This is a genomic window from Frankiales bacterium (genome assembly GCA_016125335.1).
Taxonomy (GTDB): domain Bacteria; phylum Actinomycetota; class Actinomycetes; order S36-B12; family CAIYMF01; genus Longivirga.
In genome coordinates, this window is record WGLY01000019.1 from 19,329 (window position 1) to 39,042 (window position 19,714).

Consider the following 19,714-nt stretch of genomic DNA (forward strand, 5'->3'; position numbering starts at 1 on the left):
CCGCACCGTCGACGGCGGCCTGCGCCGTCCGGGGGTCGCGCGCCGCGCGGCCCCTTCCGGGCAGGTCCGCCGCGGCGTAGCGTGCGCGCGTCCCGCGCGCTCGACCCGATCGCGCCCGAGCTCCAGGAGCATGTCGTGAGGCGTTCGACGGCGGCCGCGGCAGCGGCCCTCTCCCTCGCCGTGGTGGGCCTCGCCGCCCCCGCGGTCCAGGCTCGGCAGGCGCCCGAGCGCACGGTCACGGTGGACAAGTCCGTCATGGGCACGCGGGTGTCGTCCCACGCCTCGCGGCAGTCCTCCGCGCAGACCATCTCCTACCACCGCGGGCCGGTCCTCACCGCGAGCACAGGCGTCGCCGCGTACTACATCTGGTACGGCTCGTGGGCGGACTCCTCGAAGGCGATCATCACCGACTTCGGGATCAGCCTCGGCGGCTCGCCCTACTTCAACATCAACACGACGTACTACGACGGCGCGGGCCGCAAGGTCGTCAACAAGGTCACGCTGGCCGGGCAAACCGTGGCGCCGTACACCAAGGGCAACGCCCTGTCGGACGCGCAGATCCAGCAGATCGTGGGCGAGTCGATCTCCTCCGGCTCGCTGCCCGCGGACCCCAACGGGATCTACGTCGTGCTCACGGCTCCCGGGATCACGGAGACCAGCGGCTTCCTCACCCAGTACTGCGGCTGGCACACCCACGCCACCCTCAGCGGCCAGGACGTCAAGTACGCCTTCGTCGGCGACGCGGCCGGCCCGAGCCTGGGCAACTGCGCGTGGCAGACGACGGCGTCGCCCAACGGCGACCCCGGTGCCGACGCGCTCGTGAGCGTGCTGGCGCACGAGATCGAGGAGGCGACGACCGACCCCGACCTCAACGCCTGGTACGACCGGCGCGGCAACGAGAACGCCGACAAGTGCGCGTGGACGTTCGGCACCACGTACTCGGCCGCCGGCGGGGGCATCGCCAACATGCGGCTGGGCTCGCGCGACTTCCTGGTGCAGCAGAACTGGAAGGCCGGCAGCTCGCAGGGCTGCGCGCTGAGCTACCCGTGACGGCCGACGGCGGGCCGGCGCACGAGGCGCCGGCCCGCCGTCGCGGTCAGGTGTTCTTGGCGTAGACCAGGCGCAGGCCCTGGAGCGTGAGGTCCGGCCGGTGCACGGTGACGGTCGAGGACTCCTTGATGACGACGGGGGCCAGGCCGCCGGTGGCGATCACCGCGGTGACGGGCGCGTCGAGCTCGGCCACGATGCGCTCGACGATGCCGTCGACCTGTCCGGCGAACCCGTAGAGGGCACCGGACTGCAACGCCTCCACGGTGTTCTTCGCGATCACCGAGCGCGGCGGGACGAACTCCACCTTGCGCAGCTGGGCCGCGCGCGCGGCGAGCGCGTCGAGCGAGATCTCCACACCCGGGGCGAGGGCCCCGCCGAGGAACTCGCCCTTGGCCGACACGACGTCGAAGTTGGTCGAGGTGCCGAAGTCCACCACGATGCAGGGGCCGCCGTAGAGCGTGTGCGCCGCCAGGGTGTTGGCGATCCGGTCGGCCCCGACCTCCTTGGGGTTGTCCATGAGCACCGGCACGCCCGTGCGCGCGCCCGGCTCCACGATCACGTGGGGCACGTGCGGGTAGTAGCGCTCGAGCATCGTGCGCATCTCGCGCAGCACGGCGGGCACGGTGGAGCAGAGCGCGACGCCGGTGATGTCCGGGTCGTCGCGCAGCAGCCCGCTGAAGGTCAGGCTGTACTCGTCGGCGGTCGAGCGGGGCTCGGTCTTGACGCGGTACGAGCGCAGCAGCTCCTCGCCGTCGAACAGCCCCAGGACGGTGTTGGTGTTGCCGACGTCGATGGCGAGCAGCATGGGGTCTCCTTGGTGCGTGCCGGCAGGGCCGGCGGCGCGGTCACGTCGAGGCGGTCCGGTCGAGCGGTCGCAGGTCGGCGCCCACGTCGAGCACCGGGGCGGAGTGGGTCAGCGCCCCCACGGCGACGTAGTCGACGCCGGTGGCCCCCACGGCGGCGGCGTCCTCGAGGGTGAGGCCGCCGCTCGCCTCGAGCAGGGCACGGGGGCGGCCGGTGGCCGCGGCGTGCTCGGCGGCGATGCCCACCGCGAGCCGCATCGTCGCGGGGACGAAGTTGTCGAGCAGCACCAGGTCGGCGCCCGCGTCGAGCACCTCGCCGAGCTGCTCGAGGGAGTCCACCTCGACCTCGACGGGCAGCCCGGGCCACATCGCGCGCACCGCGTCGAAGGCGGCGGCGACGCCGCCCGCGGCCACCACGTGGTTGTCCTTGACCAGTGCGGCGTCCGACAGCGACATCCGGTGGTTGACGCCGCCCCCGCAGCGCACGGCGTACTTCTCCAGCACCCGCAGGCCCGGGGTGGTCTTGCGGGTGTCGCGCACCCGGGTGGGGGTGCCGGCGAGCGCGTCGGCCCACCGGGCCGTCGCCGTGGCGACGCCGGAGAGGTGGCAGAGCAGGTTGAGCGCCGTGCGCTCGGCGGTGAGCAGGTCGCGGGTGCGGCCGGTGACGGTGAGCAGGACGTCGCCGGGACCCACCCGCGAGCCGTCCGCGGTGACGACCTGCACCGCGGCGTCGCCGTCCGAGACGGCGTCGAACACGGCGGCGGCCACCGGCACCCCGGCCGCCACACCGGTGCCCCGCGCGACGAGGTCCATCGTCGAGCGCTGCTCGGCCGGCACGGTCGCGGCGGACGTGACGTCGACCCCGCCGTCGAGGTCCTCGGCCACCGTCCGGCGGATGAGGTCCTCGATCGCGGCGGGGTCGAGGCCCGCGGCGCGCAGGGCCGACTCGACGTCGGGTCGCAGGGTCATGACGCCTCTCCCGGGCTGCTGAGCGCGGCCACCGGCACGTCCTCACGCCGCGTCACCAGGACGCCGTCGGCGTCGAGCACGGTGCTCAGCCGGACGTGCCACGTCTCGTCGTCGGTGTCGGGGTAGTCCTCGCGCCAGTGCGAGCCCCGGGTCTCCTTGCGCATCTTGGCGTTCGCCGTGAGCACCGTCGCCACGGTGTGCAGGTTGGTGGTCTCCCACGCCTCGGTGTGCGGGTCCGACGACGTCGTGCGACCGACCGCCTCGAGCACTCCCAGCGTCGCCGACATCGAGTCGCGCGAGCGCAGCACGCCGACGCCCTCCGTCATCGCCGCCTGGAGCGGGCGGCGCGCCGCCTCGGAGAGCACCGAGCCCCGCGTCGTCGGATCGACCGGGTCGCGGCGCTCCGGCAGCCCGGCGGCGAGGGGGTCGCCGATGCGCGAGCCGAACACCAGGCCCTCGAGCAGGGAGTTGGAGGCCAGCCGGTTCGCCCCGTGCACCCCGGTGCAGGCGCACTCGCCGACGGCGAAGAGGCCGGGCACGCTGCTGCGGCCGTGCGCGTCGGTGCGCACCCCGCCCGACGCGTAGTGCTGCGCGGGCGCCACCGGGATCAGGTCGCGGGAGGGGTCGACGCCGATGCGCCGCAGCGAGGCGAGGATCGTCGGGAAGCGCGTCTCCCACATCGCGGAGCCGAAGCCGCGCGCGTCGAGCCACACGTGGCGGGCGCCCGTCTCGCGCATGCGCCGCATGATGGCTTTGGCCACGACGTCGCGCGGCGCGAGGTCCGCGAGCGGGTGCTGCCCCTCCATGAAGCGCACCCCGGCGTCGTCGCGCAGCACCGCGCCCTCGCCGCGCACGGCCTCGCTCACCAGCGGCTGCTGGCCGCGCGCGTCCGGCCCGAGCCACAGCACCGTGGGGTGGAACTGGACGAACTCGAGGTCGGCCACCGCCGCCCCGGCGCGCAGCGCGAGCGCCATGCCGTCGCCGGTCGCGACCGAGGGGTTGGTCGAGAGGCTGAACACCTGGCCGAGACCGCCCGTGGCCAGCACCACGGCGGGCGCGAGCACGGCACCCACGCCGTCGCGCTGGCCCTCGCCCATCACGTGCAGCGTGATGCCCTGCGCCGCGCCGCGGTCGTCCACGAGCAGGTCGAGCGCGAGCGCGTTGACGATCAGCTCGATGCCGGCGTGGCCGGCCACGGCGGCCACGAGGGCTCGCGAGATCTCGGCACCCGTGGCGTCGCCGCCGGCGTGGACGATGCGGTCGCGCAGGTGGCCGCCCTCGCGGGTGAGCGCGATGCCGCCCGCGGCGTCGGTGTCGAACCGGGCGCCGATCTCGATGAGCCGGCGCACGGCGTCCGGGCCCTCGGTCACCAGCGCCCGCACCGCCACCGGGTCGCACAGGCCGGCCCCGGCCACCAGGGTGTCGTGCTCGTGCTCGGCCGGGGAGTCGTCGTCGGCCAGGGCGGCCGCGATCCCGCCCTGCGCCCACCGGGTCGACCCCTCGTCCACCTGCGCCTTGGTGACCAGCAGCACGCGGTGGCCGGCCGCGCGCGCGTTGAGCGCCGTCGTGAGGCCGGCGACGCCGGAGCCGACGACGACGACGTCGGTCTCCGTGGTCCAGCCGGGGGCCGGCGCGGCGAGGCGCTGGGGCAGGTGCAGGCTCACGCGGTGCCTCCGAGGGCGATGCGGACGTTGTCGATGAGGCGGACGCCGCCGAGCCGCACGGCGACCAGCAGCCGGGCCTCGCCCTGCTCCGGCGGCGCGCCCAGCTCGGGATCGGTCACCACGGCGTAGTCGGTCACGAGGTCCGGCACGCTGTCGAGGTGCACCTGCACGGCGGACACGACGTCGCGCGGGCTCCCGCCCTGCCGGGCCACCGTCCGCCCCCGCTCGAGGGCCTGCGGCACGACCGCGGCCGCCCGCCGGTGCTCGGCGTCGAGGTAGGCGTTGCGGCTGGAGAGGGCCACCCCGTCGTCGTCGCGCACGGTGGGGACGCCCACCACCTCCACCGGGAGGTCCAGGTCGCGCACCATCCGCCGCACCAGCACGAGCTGCTGGTAGTCCTTCTCGCCCAGCACCACCACCTGCGCGCCGGTGAGCAGCACCAGCTTGGCGACGACCGTGAGCACGCCGCGGAAGTGGCCCGGCCGCACCGCACCCTCGAGCAGCGTGCCGAGCGGGCCGGGGTCGACGGTCACCTGCGGCTTCGGGTCGCGGTAGACCGTCTCCACCGACGGCGCGAAGACGAGGTCGGCGCCCTCGCGCGCGCACACCTCGACGTCGGACTCCAGCGAGCGGGGGTAGCGCTCGAGGTCCTCGCCGGCCGCGAACTGGGTGGGGTTCACGAAGACGGTCACGGTGACGTGGCCGTCGGGGCCGAGCAGCGCGCGGGCCTCGCGCACCAGCCGCGCGTGCCCCTCGTGCAGCGCGCCCATGGTGAGCACGACCGCGCGCGCGGTGCCCGGCCGCAGGTCGGCGTACGCCTGGCGCAGGCCCGACCTCGAGGTGACCACCCGGGTCTCGGAGCTCATCGCCGTTCGTCCTCCGTCCGCACGAGGACGTCGAGCAGCGCCTCGGCCCGCTCGGCCCGCAGGATCCCGGCCGCGAGCGCGCGGTCGGCCGTCACGCGCGCGAGCGCGACGTAGGCGGCGCGCGCCTCCGGGTCGACCTCGGCCAGGTCGGCCACGTGGGCGGCCACCGTGCCCGCGTCGCCGCGGGCCACCGGACCGGTGAGCGCCTGGTCGCCGTAGCGCAGCGCGTTGTCGAGCGCCGCGGACAGCAGCGGGGCCACGAGGCGCGAGGGCTGGTCGACGCCGGCGGAGCGCAGCAGGTCGAGCGTCTGCGCGACGAGGGTGACGAGGTGGTTGGCGCCGTGCGCGAGCGCCGCGTGGTAGAGCACGCGATTGCCCTCGCTCACCCACACGGGGTCGCCGCCCATCTCCACCACGAGCGCCTCGGCCACCGGGCGCAGCTGGTCCGGCGCGGTGACGCCGAAGGGGCAGGCCGACAGCCGCGCGAGGTCCACCGACGTGCCGGTGAACGTCATGACGGGGTGCAGGGCCAGCGGGAGGGCGCCGGCCCGCGTGGCGGGGTCGAGCACGCCGTAGCCGAAGCGGCCGCTGGCGTGGGCGAGGAACTGACCGGGGCGCACGGCGCCGGTCTCGGCCAGCCCGGACACCAGCCCGGGCAGCACGTCGTCCGGCACGGTGAGCAGCGCGAGGTCGGCGGCGGCGAGGACCTCCGGCACCGGCACCAGCGGCACGCCCGGCAGCAGCGCCTCGGCGCGCAGCCGCGACACCTCCGAGACGGCGTAGGCCGCGACCACGTGGTGCCCGGCGCGGGCGAGCGCGGCGCCGAGCACGGCCCCGGCACGACCGGTGCCCACGACGCCGACGCGCAGCCGCGGCGGTGCGGCAGCGTCGGGCGCGGGGGGCGGTGCCTCGGTCACGGTCGCCTTCCGTGTCGTTCCGTGCCCCACGTCGGGGTCCCGGACGTGACGGCCAGCCTAACGACGCGGCTACCGTGCCGACGTGGTGGTCGAGCACGTGCACCCAGGCCCGGCGCGGCCCTGGTCGTCGGCGTGGCGCGACGCCGCGCTCGGCCCGCGCGGGTTCTACACCGCGGGCGGCGGCGCCCGCCCCGGGCCGGCGGCGTACTTCCGCACCTCCGTGCACGTCGGGGACTCCCTGCACCGTGCCGTGGCGAGGCTGGTGCACGGCGTCGACGAGCGGCTCGGGCGGCCCGCTCGCCTCGACCTCGTCGACGTCGGCGCCGCCGACGGCGGCCTGCTCACGGGCGTCCTCGCAGCGCTGGCGCCCGAGCTGGCCGCGCGCACCCGGGCCGTCGGCGTCGACGTGCGCGCGCGCCCCGCGGGCCTCGACGCCGCGGTGTCGTGGGTCGAGGGCGAGGCACCGGCGGCCGTGCCGGGCGACCTGCACGGGCTCCTGCTGGCGCACGAGTGGCTCGACGACGTCCCCCTCGACGTCGTGCAGGTCGACGACGCCGGCCGGGCGCGGCTGGTGCTGGTGCACGAGGACGGGCACGAGGTGCCCGGGCCGGCCCTCGACGAGCCGGCGGGATGGTCGGGCCACGGCCTCGACGCGGGCCGCACCGCCGACTGGCTCGACCGGTACGCCGAGCTCGAGGAGCCGGGCGACCGCGCCGAGGTCGGGCTCGCGCGCGACCTCGCCTGGGCCGCGCTCGTGTCGCGCGTCGCCCGCGGCACCGTCCTCGCCGTCGACTACGCGACGCCGTCCACGGCCCGCGACCGCACCCTGACGGGGGTGGGAGCGCGCGGCGCGCGCGTGGCTCCCGTGCCGGACGGCAGCGTGAACCTCACCGCGCACGTCCGCTTCGACTCGCTGCGCGACGCAGTCCCCGGCACGTCCCTCGCGCGGCAGGCCGACGCCCTCGCCGCGCTCGGCGTCGACCCGCGCCTGCCCGACCCGGCGCTCGCCACGAGCGACCCGGCCGCCTACGCCGACGCCCTGGTGCGGGCGTCCGAGGCCTCAGAGCTGCTCGACCCCGCCGGGCTCGGCGCCTTCACCTGGGCCCGGGTCGACGTCTGAGGCGGCCGCGGGCGGGGGCGTCGCGGCGAGGTGCTGCTGGGCGACCCAGCGCAGCGAGCGGTCGGCGCCGCGCGCGGCCGCCGCGCGGTCGGCCTGCTCCTGCGCCAGCCGGCGCGCCTCGAGCGCGTCCCGGTGGTGGCCGGTGATGCGCACGGCGCCCGGCGTGGAGTCGGCGTGCACCGAGGCCAGGCCCAGGCTGCGCTGCCACGGCCCCTGCGTGACGCGCACGGACTGCGTGCGCGCGTGCGGGACGACGTCCCACCTCTCGGTGATGCGGCCGCCGCGGGTGATGAAGACGTCGTCGGTCCAGCCGACGGCGAGCTGCCGCCACTGGATCCACGCCCGGCGCCGGCTGCGCTCGGGCGCGGGCTCCAGCGGGATCGCCATGATGTCGACGCCGGGCAGCACCCGCCCCACGATCGCGAGCGCCACGGGCCACGGCGCCACGGGCAGCAGCACGTTCTCGGTGTAGCTCTGGTTGCCCGACCCCTGCGCGCTCGTGGACACGCCGGCCACGTTGAGCCGCACCCGCACCCAGCCGCGCCGCCGCCAGAGGAACGGCTGGACGAAGCCCACCGCCTGCACCCGGCCGGGCGGGACGGTCTGCCGCGTGCGCTGGAGCAGGCCGTGGCGCAGGCGCAGGCCGTCGGGCGACTCGGCCACGGTGAAGTCGTAGTAGCGGGAGAACTGCGCGAACACGCTGAACAGCGGGACACCGCCGGTCACGAGCAGCAGCAGGCCCACGGTGCCCTCGGTGAGCACCGTGATGAGGATGACGAACGCGGTCAGCAGGAGCAGCGCGAAGGTCTCGGCGCGCAGCAGCAGCGACACCACGAGGTCGCCCGCGGGCACCGAGGCGAGCAGGTTCTCCGGCGCCTCCTCGGCGTCGTGCCGCACGCCGGCCGAGCGCGCGATGATCTCGTTGCGCAGGGCGTTGGCCTCGGCCAGCGTGAGGAACTGGAGCGTCACCTTCGAGTCGCCCGCGCCGGCCACCTCCACGCGCACCTCGGCCAGGCCGGCGAGCCGCGCGAGCAGCGGCTGGAGCACGTCCACCGACTGCAGGCGCGAGAGCTGGAGCCGTCGCTGCTGGAGCGAGAGCACTCCGGAGTCGACCCGCAGGTCGCCGTCGTCGTCGAACCAGAATGTGAGCCGGCGCCACTGGAGGTAGGCGACGCCGGTGCCCACCACCGTGAACAACAGGAATCCCAGCACCGCCAGGAGGAGCGCGCCACCACCCACGGACACCTTGAACTGCACCGTGAGGGTCACGGCCAGCGCGACACCGGCCGGCCACCAGCTCACCCCGTGGATGAACGGTGTCAGGGGATGGACCCGGCGCCGGCCGTGCTCGTCGGGGCCCGACGCCCCCGGGCGGAAGACCTCGAACGAGAGCGGGTCCTCGTGCTGGCCGCTCACAGCCCCGCCGACCTCTGCTCCCCGCGCCGGGCGAGCCGGTCGCGCAGGTCCGCCGCGACGTCCGGTGTCAGCCCGGGGATGCGCGCGTCGGTCGTCGCTGCGGCGGTGTGCAGCTGGACGGTCGTGATGCCCAGCATGCGGTGCACCGGTCCGGCGGTCAGGTCGACGAGCTGCATGCGGCCGTAGGGCACGATCACGAGGCGGCGGAACAGGATCCCGCTCGTCACGAGCAGGTCGTCCGCCCGCTCGGAGTACCCCCACGAGCGCACCCGTCGTCCGATCAGCCACCAGGCCCACGCCGTCACCACCACGACGACGACGGCCACGGCGACCGGCACCCACACGGGGACGCGGGGTATCAGCGCCAGCGCCACCACGGCCGCGACGCCCACGAGCACACCGAACCCGAGGTCGACCCGGTACGCGGTGGCCAGCTTCGGGGAGACGCGGATCCAGTCCGCGCCGACGGGTGCGAACGCGAGCTCGGTCATGCGGCTGTCCACGGCACCAACCTAGCCGCGGCGTCTGCGAGCATGCCCGCATGAGTCCGGCGGCGACGCGCGAGATCACCCTGGCGGTCGGGTCCGTGGCACTGGCCGCCCAGGCGGCCGACGGCACCGAGCTGGTGCCGGTCGAGCTCGGCCCGCAGCACCCGTCGGCGCACGGGCTCCTGCGCCTGCGCCTCACCCTCGAGGGGGACGTCGTCGTCGCGGCGCAGCCGCTGGTCGGGGCCATGCACCGCGGGGCGGAGAAGCTGTTCGAGTCGCGCGACTACCGGCAGGCCATGGTGCTGGCCGACCGGCACGACTGGCTCTCCGCCTTCGGCAACGAGCTGGGGATCGCGCTGGCCGTCGAGCGCATGCTCGGGATGGACGTCCCGTCGCGGGCGACGTGGGCGCGCACCCTGCTGGCCGAGCTCACGCGGGTGGGCAGCCACCTGGCGTTCCTCGGCTCGTCCCCCGTCGTCGGTGCGGAGTCGGTGTACTACCTGCACGACGAGCGCGAGGCCGTCGTCGCGGTGCTCGAGGAGGCCACCGGCGGGCGCCTGCACGTCATGGCCGCCCAGGTGGGCGGGCTCAAGCAGGACCTCCCGGCGGGGTGGCTCGACCGGGTGGCCGCTGCCTCGGCGGTGGTGCGCGGCGGGCTCGAGCGGGTTGCCGTGCGGCTCGCCGACGCCGCGGTCCGCGACGCGCACCGCGGCGTCGGGGTGCTGCCACGCGACGTGGCCCTGGCCCACGGAGTCTCCGGTCCCGTGGCCCGGGCGTCCGGCGTCGACCTCGACCTGCGGCGCGACGAGCCCTATCTCGCGTACGCCGAGCTGGCCGACGTCCTGCGGGTGCCGCTGCGCACCGAGGGCGACGTGCTGGCCCGCGTCGAGGTGCTGCACGAGCAGACGCTCGTGGCCCTCGACCTCGTCGAGGCGTGCGTGCGCCGGCTCGCCGACGCCGAGCCGGGACCGATCAACGTGCGGCTGCCCAAGGTGCTGCGCGCGCCCGAGGGGCACACCTACGTCTGGACCGAGAACCCGCTGGGGCTCAACGGCTACCTGCTGGTGTCGCGCGGCGAGAAGACGCCGTGGCGGCTCAAGCTGCGCACCGCGTCGTTCAACAACGTCTCGGTGCTCGGCGCGCTGCTGCCCGGCCAGCGCCTCGGCGACGTCGTCGACGTGCTGGCGTCGCTGTTCTACGTCGTCGGCGACATCGACAAGTGAGCGTGGCGGATCCGCTTGTGCCGGAGGACGGCGTCCGCCACCCTCGACGCGTGGAACGCAGCGGCCTGCCCCGACCCGACCGGACCCAGGTCCGCATCGCGCTCGCGGCGGCCGCCTGCTACGCCGTCGGCTACCCCGTCGCACTGGCGGCCGACCAGCCCTGGGGCTGGATCCTGGTCACGCTCGGCGGGGTGCTGCTCGCCGCGCTCGTCGTGGTGACCGTGCGGCGCATCGAGCGCGGCCGGGACGCCTAGGTGCGCACCCGCGGGGAGCGCTGGCGGCTGCACGGAGCCCTCGTGCTCGGGCTGGCCGTGTGCGCCGTGGGCTTCACCGTCGAGCTCGGCCGCGGCCTCGACGGGCACCTGCCCGCCTGGGTGTACGTCGTGGAGTGGCCGCTGTTCGCGGCCGGCGGCGCGTTCCTGTGGTGGCGCCTGCTGCACGACGACCCGGACGCCGACGACCGCCCCGCCACGGCGCCGGTGCCCGACGACGCCGACCTCGCCGACGACGCGGACCTCGCGGCGTGGCGCGAGTACGTGGGACGCCTCGAGGCAGCCGAAGGGCCCGGAACCGGCAACCGGTCCGGGCCCGACGGGACCTGAGTCCGCCGCCGACGAGGTCAGGCGACGAAGAACGTGGTGAGCGCCCCCAGCACGGCCGTCAGCGCGATCCAGTACCAGTAGTAGCCCACCACCGTGGCGTGGGTGTGGTTCTGGTCGAGCTTGCCCTGCGAGCCCCGGTTCCAGATGCCGATGCCCACCACGAGCAGCATCACCAGGTGCACGAGCAGCACGTAGGACATGACGATGAACACGCTCGCGTAGGCGCCGTCGCTCATGAGGATCGGCCAGGTCGCCGCCTGGTAGACCATCAGCGCGATCGCCGCGATCACGAGGATGACGCCGAGCAGCGCACCGGTCTGGAACCGGCCCCGCTGGCCCGCGGCGATGCCCATCTCGGCGGAGCGGTAGGCCAGCGCGCTGAGCACGACCACCCCGGCGATGAGCCACACCTGCCAGGCTTCGGCGGTCTGCCCGCCGTCGGGGATCCACCCGCCGTTGACGTTGAGCGAGCGCAGGTAGAAGTACGTGAACAGCATGCAGGCGAAGAACACCGCGTCGGCCACGATGAACAGCTGCACCGCGCGCCGCTGCTGGTGCGCGACCTGCGCGGGCGGCAGGTGGTGCGACTCGGCGGCGTGCTCGTGCTCGAGGGTGCTCACGCCGTCACCTCCTCGGGCTCGGCGCCCGCGTGCGCATCGGCGCCGGCGTGCGTGGTGTGGATGGTGTCGGCCTCGCCGTAGCCGTACGGGTCACCGGTGACCACGGGGAGCACCTCGAAGTTCTCCAGCGGGGGCGGCGACGGCACGTACCACTCGAGCGTCTTGGCGCGCCACGGGTTGGGGCCCGAGGGGGCGCCGTGCCGCCACGAGTGGACGATGCAGTAGAGGAACAGCAGCATCCCGATGCCGATGGTGTAGGCGCCCAGGGTCGAGATGCGGTTCGCGACCTCGAACTGGGGCGCGTAGTCGGCGACGCGGCGCGGCATGCCCTGGAGGCCGTTGTAGAACATGGCCATGAAGGTCACGTTGAAGCCGATCATCACGACGTAGAACGACCAGCGGCCCACCCGCTCGTCGAACATGCGGCCGGTCATCTTCGAGAACCAGTAGACGACGGCGCCCATCGCGCCGATCATCGCGCCGCCGAGCAGGGTGTAGTGGAAGTGCGCGGTGACGAACATCGCCCCGTGCAGCTCGTTGTCGGCCGGCACGTCGGACAGGAAGATGCCCGTCACGCCGCCGATCATGAAGTTCCACAGGAACCCGTAGATGAACAGCATGGGGAGCCGGGTCCAGATGTGGCCTCTCCAGATCGTGCCGATGAGGACCAGGAAGATCAGTCCTGTCGGGATCGAGATGAGCTCCGTGGTGAGCATGAACGGACCGGCGAGCGTGGGCGCCCAGCCGCTCACGAACATGTGGTGCGCCCACACCAGCACGCTCAGCACCACGAGGGCGACGATGCCGATGACCGCCAGCCGCGCGCCGAAGAGCGGCTTGCGGCTGAACACCGGGGCCATCTCGAGCACCGCGGCGGTGCCCGGGATCAGGATGACGTAGACCTCCGGGTGGCCCATGAGCCAGAAGAGGTTGGCGTACAGCCACTGGCTGCCGCCCTGGTCCGGGACGAAGAACGACGACTCCATGCTGCGGTCGAGCAGCGTGTAGATCATGCCGACCTCGAAGCACGGCAGCGCGATGAGGCCGAGCACGGAGGTGGCCACCACGCCGACGACGAAGATCGGCGTGCGGTTCCACGTCATGCCCTTGGCGCGCATGGTCATCGCGGTCACGATGATGTTGACCGCGCCGATGCCGGACGAGATGACGAACAGCACGATGGCGATCGCGAAGGCGTCCATGCCGGGCGGGGCCTGGTCCGACAGCGGGGCGTAGGCGACCCAGCCGGTCGGGATCCCGCGCAGCGCGGCGATCGACAGGAAGATCGGGATCGCGGGGAACAGCGTCCAGAACGACAGCGCGTTCAGCCGCGGGAAGGCCATGTCACGGGCGCCGATCATGATCGGCATGATGAAGTTGCCCCAGGGTCCGACCACCATGATGATCGTCGAGACGATCATGATGATGCCGTGCACCCCGACGAGGGAGTTGTAGACCTCGCCGCCGAACATCTTCTCGCCGCTCGACGCGAGCTCGGTGCGGATCATCATCGCCAGCAGGCCGCCGACGCCGAACGTCGTCATCGCCAGCACGAGGTACTGGACGCCGACGACCTTGTGGTCGGTGGTGAACCGGAAGTAGCGGCCCACGCCCTGGCCCTGGCCGGCGAGGAACATCTCGTCCTCGTGGGTCTGGTCCTTGCCCATCATCCAGCGCCAGGGGGCCACGAAGGCGCCGACGCCGACCAGGAAGCCGATCGCCCACGCCGTCTCCATGGCGATGACGATCTGGTCGAGGCCCTTGTCGTTCTCGCCCCAGAGCGCCTGCCCGACGAACCACATGATCACGGCGAGCAGGACGCCCAGCCCGATGCCGGTCCACATGTTGAGGCGGCGCATGATGCCGCCCCCCGTGCTGACCGGTGCCGGTGCGTCCTCCCGCACCGCCGTTGCCTCAGCCATTCGAGCCCTCCGCTGCTGCCGTGGTGTCGGGCGTGCCGCCGTGCGCCGTGATCCAGCTGGCCCAGTCGTTGCCGTCGAGCACCTGGACGCTGGTCTGCATGTACGAGTGGTTGAGGCCGCAGAGCTCCGCGCACCTCACGTTGAACACGCCCGCCACCGTCGGGGTGGTGCTCACCGTCGTGGTGACCGACGGGTTCGCGTCGACCTTGATGCCCATCTCGGGCAGCCAGAACGAGTGGATGACGTCGAGGCTGGTCACCTCGAAGATGACCGGCCGGTCCTTGGGCAGCGCCAGCTCGGGGCTGCTGAAGCCGCCGTCGTCCGGGTAGCTGAAGGTCCACAGCCACTGCTGCCCGGTGACCTGGATGGTGACCGGCTTGGCGTTGGGCGACAGCGTGGTGGTGGAGGTCAGCGCGGCCAGGCCCCAGATGAGCAGGAACGCGGTGAGCAGGGAGCTCACGACCACCCAGGCGACCGCGACGCGGTTGTTGCCGCGCACCGGCGGCGCGTCCTCCGGCGGCTCCTCGCCGGAGCCACGGCGCCAGTGCCGCAGCGAGTAGTAGGCGATGCCCCACACGAGCGCCATGACCGGGGCCGCGGCGATGGAGAACACGAGGATCGTCTGCTTGACGGCGTCCTCGGTGTCCGACGCCGTCGTCGGGAGGCTCACCAGCGGCCACCAGATGCCGAAGGCGAGCAGCAGCACGGTCAGCACGACCACCACGACGCCGACGCCGAGCGCGAGCTTGCCCGCGGGTGTCGACAGCCGGTCACGCACCGGGTGCGGTGTGAGGGTCTCGCTGGACTCGTCGGTCTCAGGTGTCACGACCTGGCCTCCTCGGGCCGGACTTGCGGGATCGGACGACGGGTGTGGGGACGTGCTGCGTCACACGACGTGCAGGGTTCCGGACATGTAGCCGTAGCTGCTCATGGCGTCGCCGAACTTGGCGTACGTGCCGTCGCCGCACGGGAACTCGCAGTTCCAGGCGTAGGTGCCCGGGCCGCCCGTGACGAACTTGAACGTGATGACGTGCGGCTGGGGCAGCGTGCCCGCGTCGTCCGCCGCCTGCGCCGCGTCGTCGGAGATGGCCGGCAGCGGGACGTTGATGTACAGCGGGTCCTGCGCGCTCGTCGGGTAGTTGTGCACGGTGAACGTGTGGCCGACGCTCTCGGAGTCGATCTCGCTGACGGTCTTGCCGTCGACGGTGATCGTGCCCCCGAGCGTGCCCTGCACGTGCGCCAGGAACGTGTTGGGGATCGGCTCGCCGGAGTCGTACTGCTTGATCGTCACCGTGATGACCGAGTGCGCCGGCACCTGCAGGTTCGTCGTGGGGCCGTAGCTGACCCAGTCGTGCGGCCCGTTGCCGTCGTTGGTCCGGCGCCAGGTGATCTGGCTGCTGTCGCCGTACGTCGCCAGCTCGAGTGAGGCCTCGGAGGTGGCTCCGGGCGTGCTCGAGGTCTGCGACGTCACGGTGGCCTCGAGCAACGGCGGCTCGGTCGGGGCCGAGTGGAGCACCAGGGCAGCAGCCCCGACCACCACGGCACCGAGCGCGGCCGTGCCGACAGCACCGACAAGAGTGTTCACGCGCACACCCCCCACATGGGTGACGAAGTTCACCCGTTCGGTCCGCAGGGTGGCCCTCCTCCTGGACCCGGTCAAGCGCCGAGACCGAACTGCGACATTCGTCGTACGACCGGGCCTGACCTGCAGCGATGCCGCCCTGAAAGGCGCCTCGTCGGCCGTTCGGCCCGGCTCCGCCCCGCCCCGGCCGCCTCCGTGGTACGGCCGCTCCACATCTCCCGCTCAGCAGCCGCCCAGCGTCGTACGACCCGGTCGCAGGACGGTGGTACGGGCACTCCAGACGGGCCAGGTCGGAGAGGGCGCTCAGGTGCGCATCGCGCCGCCGCCGATGGTCGCCACCCAGTCCGGGAGCGGCACCTCGGTGACGGCGGGCGCCGGGCCGAGCGCGAGGTCGAGCACCCGGCCCGCGTCGTCGTCCGCGGCGAAGGCGCGGGTGTCGGACACCGCGTCCAGGGACACCAGCCGCGTGTCGGTCGACCCGACCTGCGCCCACGCGGCACCCGGCGCAGCTGCGTAGACGGCGTCGCCGCCGCCCGACGGCGCGGCGGCGACCACGCTGGCGGGGGCGCACGACACCACCGCCTGCCCGGAGGCGGGCAGGGCCGGCCCGGCGGTCCACGGCCCGGCCGACGACGACGCCGTCAGCACCAGCAGGTGGTCGTCGGCCTGCACCGGCACGGCGTACGACGAGCCGAGCCGGCAGGGCGGTCGCGCCGCGACGTCGCTGCCCGCGGCGCGCAGGCCGGAGTCGCGCCAGGTGGCTCCGGAGTCGTCGGACACCAGCAGCAGCGGCCCGTCGTCGTGCCGGCTCACCGTGACGAACCCGGTGCCGTCCGGCGTGAACCAGATGCCGGTGGGCGACCCGTCCCCCAGCGGGAGGCTGCCCGGCGCGGCGGCCGTCGTCCACGTGGCGGCGCCGTCGTCCTGGCGCACCAGCGACCCGTCGGCCAGCACGGCCCAGGTCGTCGAGCCGGTGCGGGCGAGCGCGCCCGCCGTGGCGGCCAGCGCCGAGGGCAGCTGGGTGGGGTTCCACTGACGGGTCGAGCCGTCCGAGGTGAGCACCGGCGAGACCGTGAGGGCCTGGAAGGGCAGCACGCCCAGGGTGAGCCGGCCCGGCTGGGCCGCGAGCACCACCCCGCCGTCGGTGGGCACCGCCACGGGCGTGCGGTTGGTGACCGTGCGCCAGCCGTCGGTCGTGCTCAGCACGATCCAGCGCACGCCGCTGGGCCACACGGCGTAGCCGGACTCCGGCCCGGTCATCGTCACGCGGGGCAGCGTCGCGGAGTCCGCGGGCTGCGGGGCGGGCCCGGAGGAGCACGCGGCCAGCAGCAGCGCGGCGAGGGCGAGCCCTGCCGGCAGTCGGAGACGGGTCACAGGTGCCTGCGCAGCTCGGCGGAGATGAGGGCGACGTAGCTGGCGGAGAGGTCGTCGTTGGCGGTGTCGACGAGCACCTCGAGCTCGCGGCCGTCCGGGCCGAACAGGTAGATCGTCTGCGGGTGCCCGATCATGCCGACGTTGGGCACCGAGATGCCCTCGCCGTAGGCCGCGAGCAGGTCGCGGACCACCGCGGTGGGCCCGGTCACGAAGTGCCACTGGGCCCAGCCGTCGAGCCCGTGCTCGACGGTGAACGTGCGCACGTCCTGCACGCGGTTGAACACGGGGTTCACGTCGACCGCGAGCACCGAGACCTTCGAGGCGTCCCCGCCGAGGGAGTGCACCGCCGTCGAGAGCTGGTTCGCGATGAGCGGGCAGCTGTCGAAGCAGACGGGGTCGAGGAAGACCACCAGCGTGAGCGTCCCGCGCAGGTCGCTCATCCGCAGCGTGCTGCCGTCCTGGTCGGTGAGGGTGAACGCCGGTGCGGGCTCGGGCGGGGTCTCGCTGACCCCGCCGCTGTCGCCCACCGCCGCGAGCGCGGACTGCGGGGCGAGCAGGCCGACGGCCGCCACGACCGGCAGCACGAGCAGGCAGCCCAGCGCAGCCGCGACGCCCACCGCGCGCAGGACCGGCCGGGGCGCGGCCGCGACCGGGGCGGCGTCCGCGGCCTCGTCCGGTGCCGGCCACGGCCACGACGACAGCAGCATCAGCGCCGCCACCAGACCGGTGTCCGGGTCCGTCGCCGTGCCGCCGAAGACGCCGAAGCCCTGGCCGAACCACCACGCGAACAGCGACAGGACGCCTCCGGCGACCACGGCCGCCCGCGGCGCGACGTCGAGCAGCAGCGCGAGGCCCACGACGGCGAGCGCGACGACCAGCACCGCGTTCGCGGCGACGGCGTGCGGCGGCAGCGCCGTGGCCAGCGACTGGATCGGCGCGGCGGCCGGGGCGGGCACACCGCTCAGCGCCGTCGCGGAGAAGACGTCGAACAGGCCGGTCGGGCTCCAGTAGCCGCCCCGCGGGAGGGCCTGGAGCACGGCCCCGAGCACGAGCGTGGCCCCGACGACGCGACGCAGCCAGCGCGCGGCGGAGCCCGACGCCCAGGCCCGGTCCGGCGCGAGCAGCACCAGGCTCGCGGCGACGTAGAGCAGCGCGGCGCCGGGGGCGCCGGTGAGCCACGACGCGGCCGGGTCGGTGAGGCCGCCGACCAGCTCTCCCACCGCCCACACGAACCCGGCCCACGCGGCGGATGCCACGAGCACGGCGCGGGCGAGCCGGCCGCGACCCCCGACCAGGATCGCGATGCCGAGGCCCACCTGGATCCACACCGTCACGGCGTCGGCGGCCACCGGGTGCTGGAGCCACATGCGCTGGAAGGGGTCCACCACGGCGTAGAGCCAGTCCGGCGCGGGGTCGAGACCCGGGGCGATGTCGACCTGGATGAACGAGGACGGCATCTGGGGCTGGGCCTGGAGCAGCCCGTCGACCACCCAGAGCACGCCCAGCGCGACCCGCAGCACGAGCCGGCCCCGAGGCTCCGGCGTGACGGGCAGGGCGACCGACCCGCGGCGGCGCAGCAGCACGACGACGACCACCACGGCGACGACGGCGAGCAGGACGAGCAGCTGCCAGAGCAGCGCGGCGTAGAGGTCCCCCGCGAGGGCGGTGTTGCCCCCGGGCTCCATCCCTGCCATGGCCAGGGATCGTAAGCGCACGTCGCAGGACGGACGACCCGATCCCAGGTCACGGTTCGTTCGCAACGACGCGGGCGCGCTCGGAACCCGAGCGGGGAGGCGGCGACGGGTCTAGCGTGCTCCGCCGTGGAGCACACCTGGGAGTTCGTCACCCACTGGGTCTTCGCGCCGTCGCTGGTGCTGCTCCTCGCCGCGGTGACGACCGCGTACCTGCTGGGCGCGCGCGAGGTGTCGCGCCGGAGCCCCGCCCAGCCGTGGCCGGTGCGGCACACGGTGTTCTTCCTGCTCGGGATCCTCGTCGTCGTCCTCGCGACGATGGGCCCGGTGGGCAGCTACGACGACGAGTTCTTCTGGTCGCACATGGCCTCGCACATCCTGCTGATGATGCTGGCCGCCCCCCTGCTGCTGCTCGGCGAGCCCGTCCTGCTCGTGCTGCGGGTGTCCAGCCGCGAGCTGCGGCGCACGGTCGTCGTGCCCGTGCTGCACAGCCGGGTGGTGCGCTTCCTCACCCGGCCGGTCGTCGGCTGGCTCGTGTTCGCCGGCGTGCTCTACGGCACGCACTTCACCGGGTTCTTCGAGTACGCCCTCGAGCACCCCCTGGTGCACGACTACGTCGAGCACTCGCTCTACCTCGGCGCGGGGCTGCTCTACTTCTACCCTCTGCTCGGCGTCGGCCCGGGCGCCACCGGCATGGCGCCGTTCGCGAAGGTCGTGTCGCTGTTCACGATGATGCTGCCCGAGGCGGCTGTCGGCTTCGCGATCTACATGTCCTCGAGCGTGCTGTACCCCTTCTACTCGACCGTCGAGGACCGGCCCTGGGGCCCGTCGACGGCGCTCGACGACCAGCACCTCGGCGGGGCGTTCATGTGGTCGTCGGCCATGATCTTCGACGCCATCTGGATCAGCGTCGCCGTGTGGGCGTGGCTTCAGGCCGAGGAGCACAAGGCGCGCCGCATCGACGCCCAGATCGCCGCCGGCCGCATCGCGACGTCGTAGCACCGCGCTCCGCGACCTGGATCGAGGACTGCGCAGGCGTGCCCGAGGCCGTCACTCCGGGGTCTCCGCTCGTGATCAGCCGGTCCACGCCCTGTGGATAGTCGATCGGCGAAATCCCTTGGGATTGCTGGGGATTGGGGGTTGTGCCTGTCGGTGGTCTCCGGTAGCATTCCTACATTCGTTCGAACCCCAGCCGACCTCGTGGGAGGTGCCCGATGACCGCCGTCGACGACCGGGACACCACCCCTTCCTTCGGCCCGGTGGGCCTCGGCTTCCACCCGGACTGGGACGTGCACGACCCGATCGCGTGGCTGACCGGCGACCCGGTCGCACTGCTGCCGCTGCTCGAGCAGCCGGTGGACGCGACCGACCTGATCCTGCTCGAGCAGGTCGACGTCGAGGCGATCA

The 19,714-nt window shown here is 73.9% G+C and carries 20 protein-coding genes; 7 read left to right on the plus strand and 13 right to left on the minus strand.

Going from position 1 to position 19,714, the window contains the following annotated elements:
- Positions 1 to 135 precede the first annotated feature (135 nt).
- Complete coding sequence (locus GC157_11675) at positions 136 to 1,050, plus strand: hypothetical protein (GenBank protein ID MBI1378124.1); 915 nt, start codon at positions 136 to 138, stop codon at positions 1,048 to 1,050.
- Positions 1,051 to 1,096: 46 nt separating this feature from the next.
- Here GC157_11675 and GC157_11680 read toward each other — a convergent pair whose 3' ends face one another.
- The 5 genes from GC157_11680 to GC157_11700 are packed head-to-tail and all read right to left on the minus strand — an operon-like array spanning position 1,097 to position 6,269.
- Positions 1,097 to 1,855, minus strand: coding sequence for a type III pantothenate kinase (locus tag GC157_11680; GenBank protein MBI1378125.1), 759 nt, complete (start codon positions 1,853 to 1,855; stop codon positions 1,097 to 1,099).
- Positions 1,856 to 1,895: 40 nt separating this feature from the next.
- On the minus strand, positions 1,896 to 2,822 hold the full coding sequence (locus GC157_11685) for a carboxylating nicotinate-nucleotide diphosphorylase (GenBank protein MBI1378126.1): 927 nt from the start codon (positions 2,820 to 2,822) through the stop codon (positions 1,896 to 1,898).
- Positions 2,819 to 4,474 (minus strand): L-aspartate oxidase, encoded by a 1,656-nt coding sequence (locus GC157_11690; protein ID MBI1378127.1) that lies wholly within the window; start codon positions 4,472 to 4,474, stop codon positions 2,819 to 2,821. Before GC157_11690 ends, GC157_11685 begins: the two co-directional genes overlap by 4 nt.
- Before the next feature lie 8 nt (positions 4,475 to 4,482).
- Positions 4,483 to 5,352, minus strand: coding sequence for a pantoate--beta-alanine ligase (locus GC157_11695; protein ID MBI1378128.1), 870 nt, complete (start codon positions 5,350 to 5,352; stop codon positions 4,483 to 4,485).
- Positions 5,349 to 6,269 carry a DUF2520 domain-containing protein gene (locus tag GC157_11700; protein MBI1378129.1) on the minus strand — a complete coding sequence of 307 codons (921 nt, stop codon included), beginning with the start codon at positions 6,267 to 6,269 and terminating at the stop codon, positions 5,349 to 5,351. Before GC157_11700 ends, GC157_11695 begins: the two co-directional genes overlap by 4 nt.
- A 97-nt stretch (positions 6,270 to 6,366) precedes the next feature.
- Between GC157_11700 and GC157_11705 the strand changes: the two genes are divergently transcribed.
- The gene (locus GC157_11705) at positions 6,367 to 7,389 is read left to right on the plus strand and encodes a hypothetical protein (GenBank protein ID MBI1378130.1); all 1,023 of its coding nucleotides are present in this window, start codon (positions 6,367 to 6,369) and stop codon (positions 7,387 to 7,389) included.
- On the opposite strand, the gene GC157_11710 is transcribed toward GC157_11705, so the two are convergent.
- Together GC157_11710 and GC157_11715 are read right to left on the minus strand one after the other, a co-directional pair.
- A complete protein-coding gene (locus tag GC157_11710) occupies positions 7,330 to 8,805 on the minus strand; it encodes a PH domain-containing protein (GenBank protein MBI1378131.1) in 1,476 nt (491 codons plus the stop codon). The two genes, GC157_11705 and GC157_11710, sit on opposite strands and share 60 nt — an antisense overlap.
- Positions 8,802 to 9,296, minus strand: a complete 495-nt coding sequence (locus GC157_11715) for a PH domain-containing protein (protein ID MBI1378132.1) — start codon at positions 9,294 to 9,296, stop codon at positions 8,802 to 8,804. Before GC157_11715 ends, GC157_11710 begins: the two co-directional genes overlap by 4 nt.
- Before the next feature lie 50 nt (positions 9,297 to 9,346).
- Between GC157_11715 and GC157_11720 the strand changes: the two genes are divergently transcribed.
- Genes GC157_11720 through GC157_11730 form a run of 3 tightly spaced genes read left to right on the plus strand, consistent with a single transcriptional unit; the run spans position 9,347 to position 11,118 of the window.
- Positions 9,347 to 10,516, plus strand: coding sequence for an NADH-quinone oxidoreductase subunit D (locus GC157_11720; GenBank protein ID MBI1378133.1), 1,170 nt, complete (start codon positions 9,347 to 9,349; stop codon positions 10,514 to 10,516).
- Positions 10,517 to 10,566: 50 nt separating this feature from the next.
- On the plus strand, positions 10,567 to 10,770 hold the full coding sequence (locus GC157_11725) for a hypothetical protein (protein ID MBI1378134.1): 204 nt from the start codon (positions 10,567 to 10,569) through the stop codon (positions 10,768 to 10,770).
- On the plus strand, positions 10,771 to 11,118 hold the full coding sequence (locus GC157_11730; GenBank protein MBI1378135.1) for a hypothetical protein: 348 nt from the start codon (positions 10,771 to 10,773) through the stop codon (positions 11,116 to 11,118).
- A gap of 17 nt (positions 11,119 to 11,135) precedes the next feature.
- Here GC157_11730 and GC157_11735 read toward each other — a convergent pair whose 3' ends face one another.
- The 6 genes from GC157_11735 to GC157_11760 all read right to left on the minus strand — a co-directional run bounded on the left by GC157_11735 (position 11,136) and on the right by GC157_11760 (position 18,310).
- Positions 11,136 to 11,738, minus strand: a complete 603-nt coding sequence (locus GC157_11735) for a hypothetical protein (protein ID MBI1378136.1) — start codon at positions 11,736 to 11,738, stop codon at positions 11,136 to 11,138.
- Complete coding sequence (locus GC157_11740; protein MBI1378137.1) at positions 11,735 to 13,660, minus strand: hypothetical protein; 1,926 nt, start codon at positions 13,658 to 13,660, stop codon at positions 11,735 to 11,737. The genes GC157_11735 and GC157_11740 overlap by 4 nt, the downstream gene beginning before the upstream one ends.
- Positions 13,653 to 14,486, minus strand: a complete 834-nt coding sequence (coxB, locus tag GC157_11745) for a cytochrome c oxidase subunit II (GenBank protein ID MBI1378138.1) — start codon at positions 14,484 to 14,486, stop codon at positions 13,653 to 13,655. The genes GC157_11740 and coxB overlap by 8 nt, the downstream gene beginning before the upstream one ends.
- Before the next feature lie 60 nt (positions 14,487 to 14,546).
- Positions 14,547 to 15,245, minus strand: a complete 699-nt coding sequence (locus tag GC157_11750; protein MBI1378139.1) for a hypothetical protein — start codon at positions 15,243 to 15,245, stop codon at positions 14,547 to 14,549.
- Between the two features lie 300 nt (positions 15,246 to 15,545).
- Positions 15,546 to 16,616, minus strand: a complete 1,071-nt coding sequence (locus GC157_11755) for a hypothetical protein (GenBank protein ID MBI1378140.1) — start codon at positions 16,614 to 16,616, stop codon at positions 15,546 to 15,548.
- Entirely contained in the window at positions 16,613 to 18,310 is a 1,698-nt protein-coding gene (locus tag GC157_11760) for a redoxin domain-containing protein (protein ID MBI1378141.1), read from the minus strand. The genes GC157_11755 and GC157_11760 overlap by 4 nt, the downstream gene beginning before the upstream one ends.
- A 126-nt stretch (positions 18,311 to 18,436) precedes the next feature.
- Here GC157_11760 and GC157_11765 point away from each other — a divergent pair, with 126 nt between their 5' ends.
- Positions 18,437 to 19,306 carry a hypothetical protein gene (locus tag GC157_11765; GenBank protein MBI1378142.1) on the plus strand — a complete coding sequence of 290 codons (870 nt, stop codon included), beginning with the start codon at positions 18,437 to 18,439 and terminating at the stop codon, positions 19,304 to 19,306.
- 215 nt (positions 19,307 to 19,521) lie between these two features.
- The coding region (locus GC157_11770) for a hypothetical protein (GenBank protein MBI1378143.1) at positions 19,522 to 19,714 on the plus strand (193 nt) is incomplete at its 3' end.

Excerpts from the sequence above, each read along its gene's own strand:
- GC157_11695 (MBI1378128.1), bottom strand. The coding sequence starts at position 5,352 with ATGAGCTCCGAGACCCGGGTGGTCACCTCGAGGTCGGGCCTGCGCCAG.
- GC157_11685 (MBI1378126.1), bottom strand. The coding sequence starts at position 2,822 with ATGACCCTGCGACCCGACGTCGAGTCGGCCCTGCGCGCCGCGGGCCTC.
- GC157_11740 (MBI1378137.1), bottom strand. The coding sequence starts at position 13,660 with ATGGCTGAGGCAACGGCGGTGCGGGAGGACGCACCGGCACCGGTCAGC.
- GC157_11680 (MBI1378125.1), bottom strand. The coding sequence starts at position 1,855 with ATGCTGCTCGCCATCGACGTCGGCAACACCAACACCGTCCTGGGGCTG.
- GC157_11720 (MBI1378133.1), top strand. The coding sequence starts at position 9,347 with ATGAGTCCGGCGGCGACGCGCGAGATCACCCTGGCGGTCGGGTCCGTG.
- GC157_11760 (MBI1378141.1), bottom strand. The coding sequence starts at position 18,310 with ATGGCAGGGATGGAGCCCGGGGGCAACACCGCCCTCGCGGGGGACCTC.
- GC157_11715 (MBI1378132.1), bottom strand. The coding sequence starts at position 9,296 with ATGACCGAGCTCGCGTTCGCACCCGTCGGCGCGGACTGGATCCGCGTC.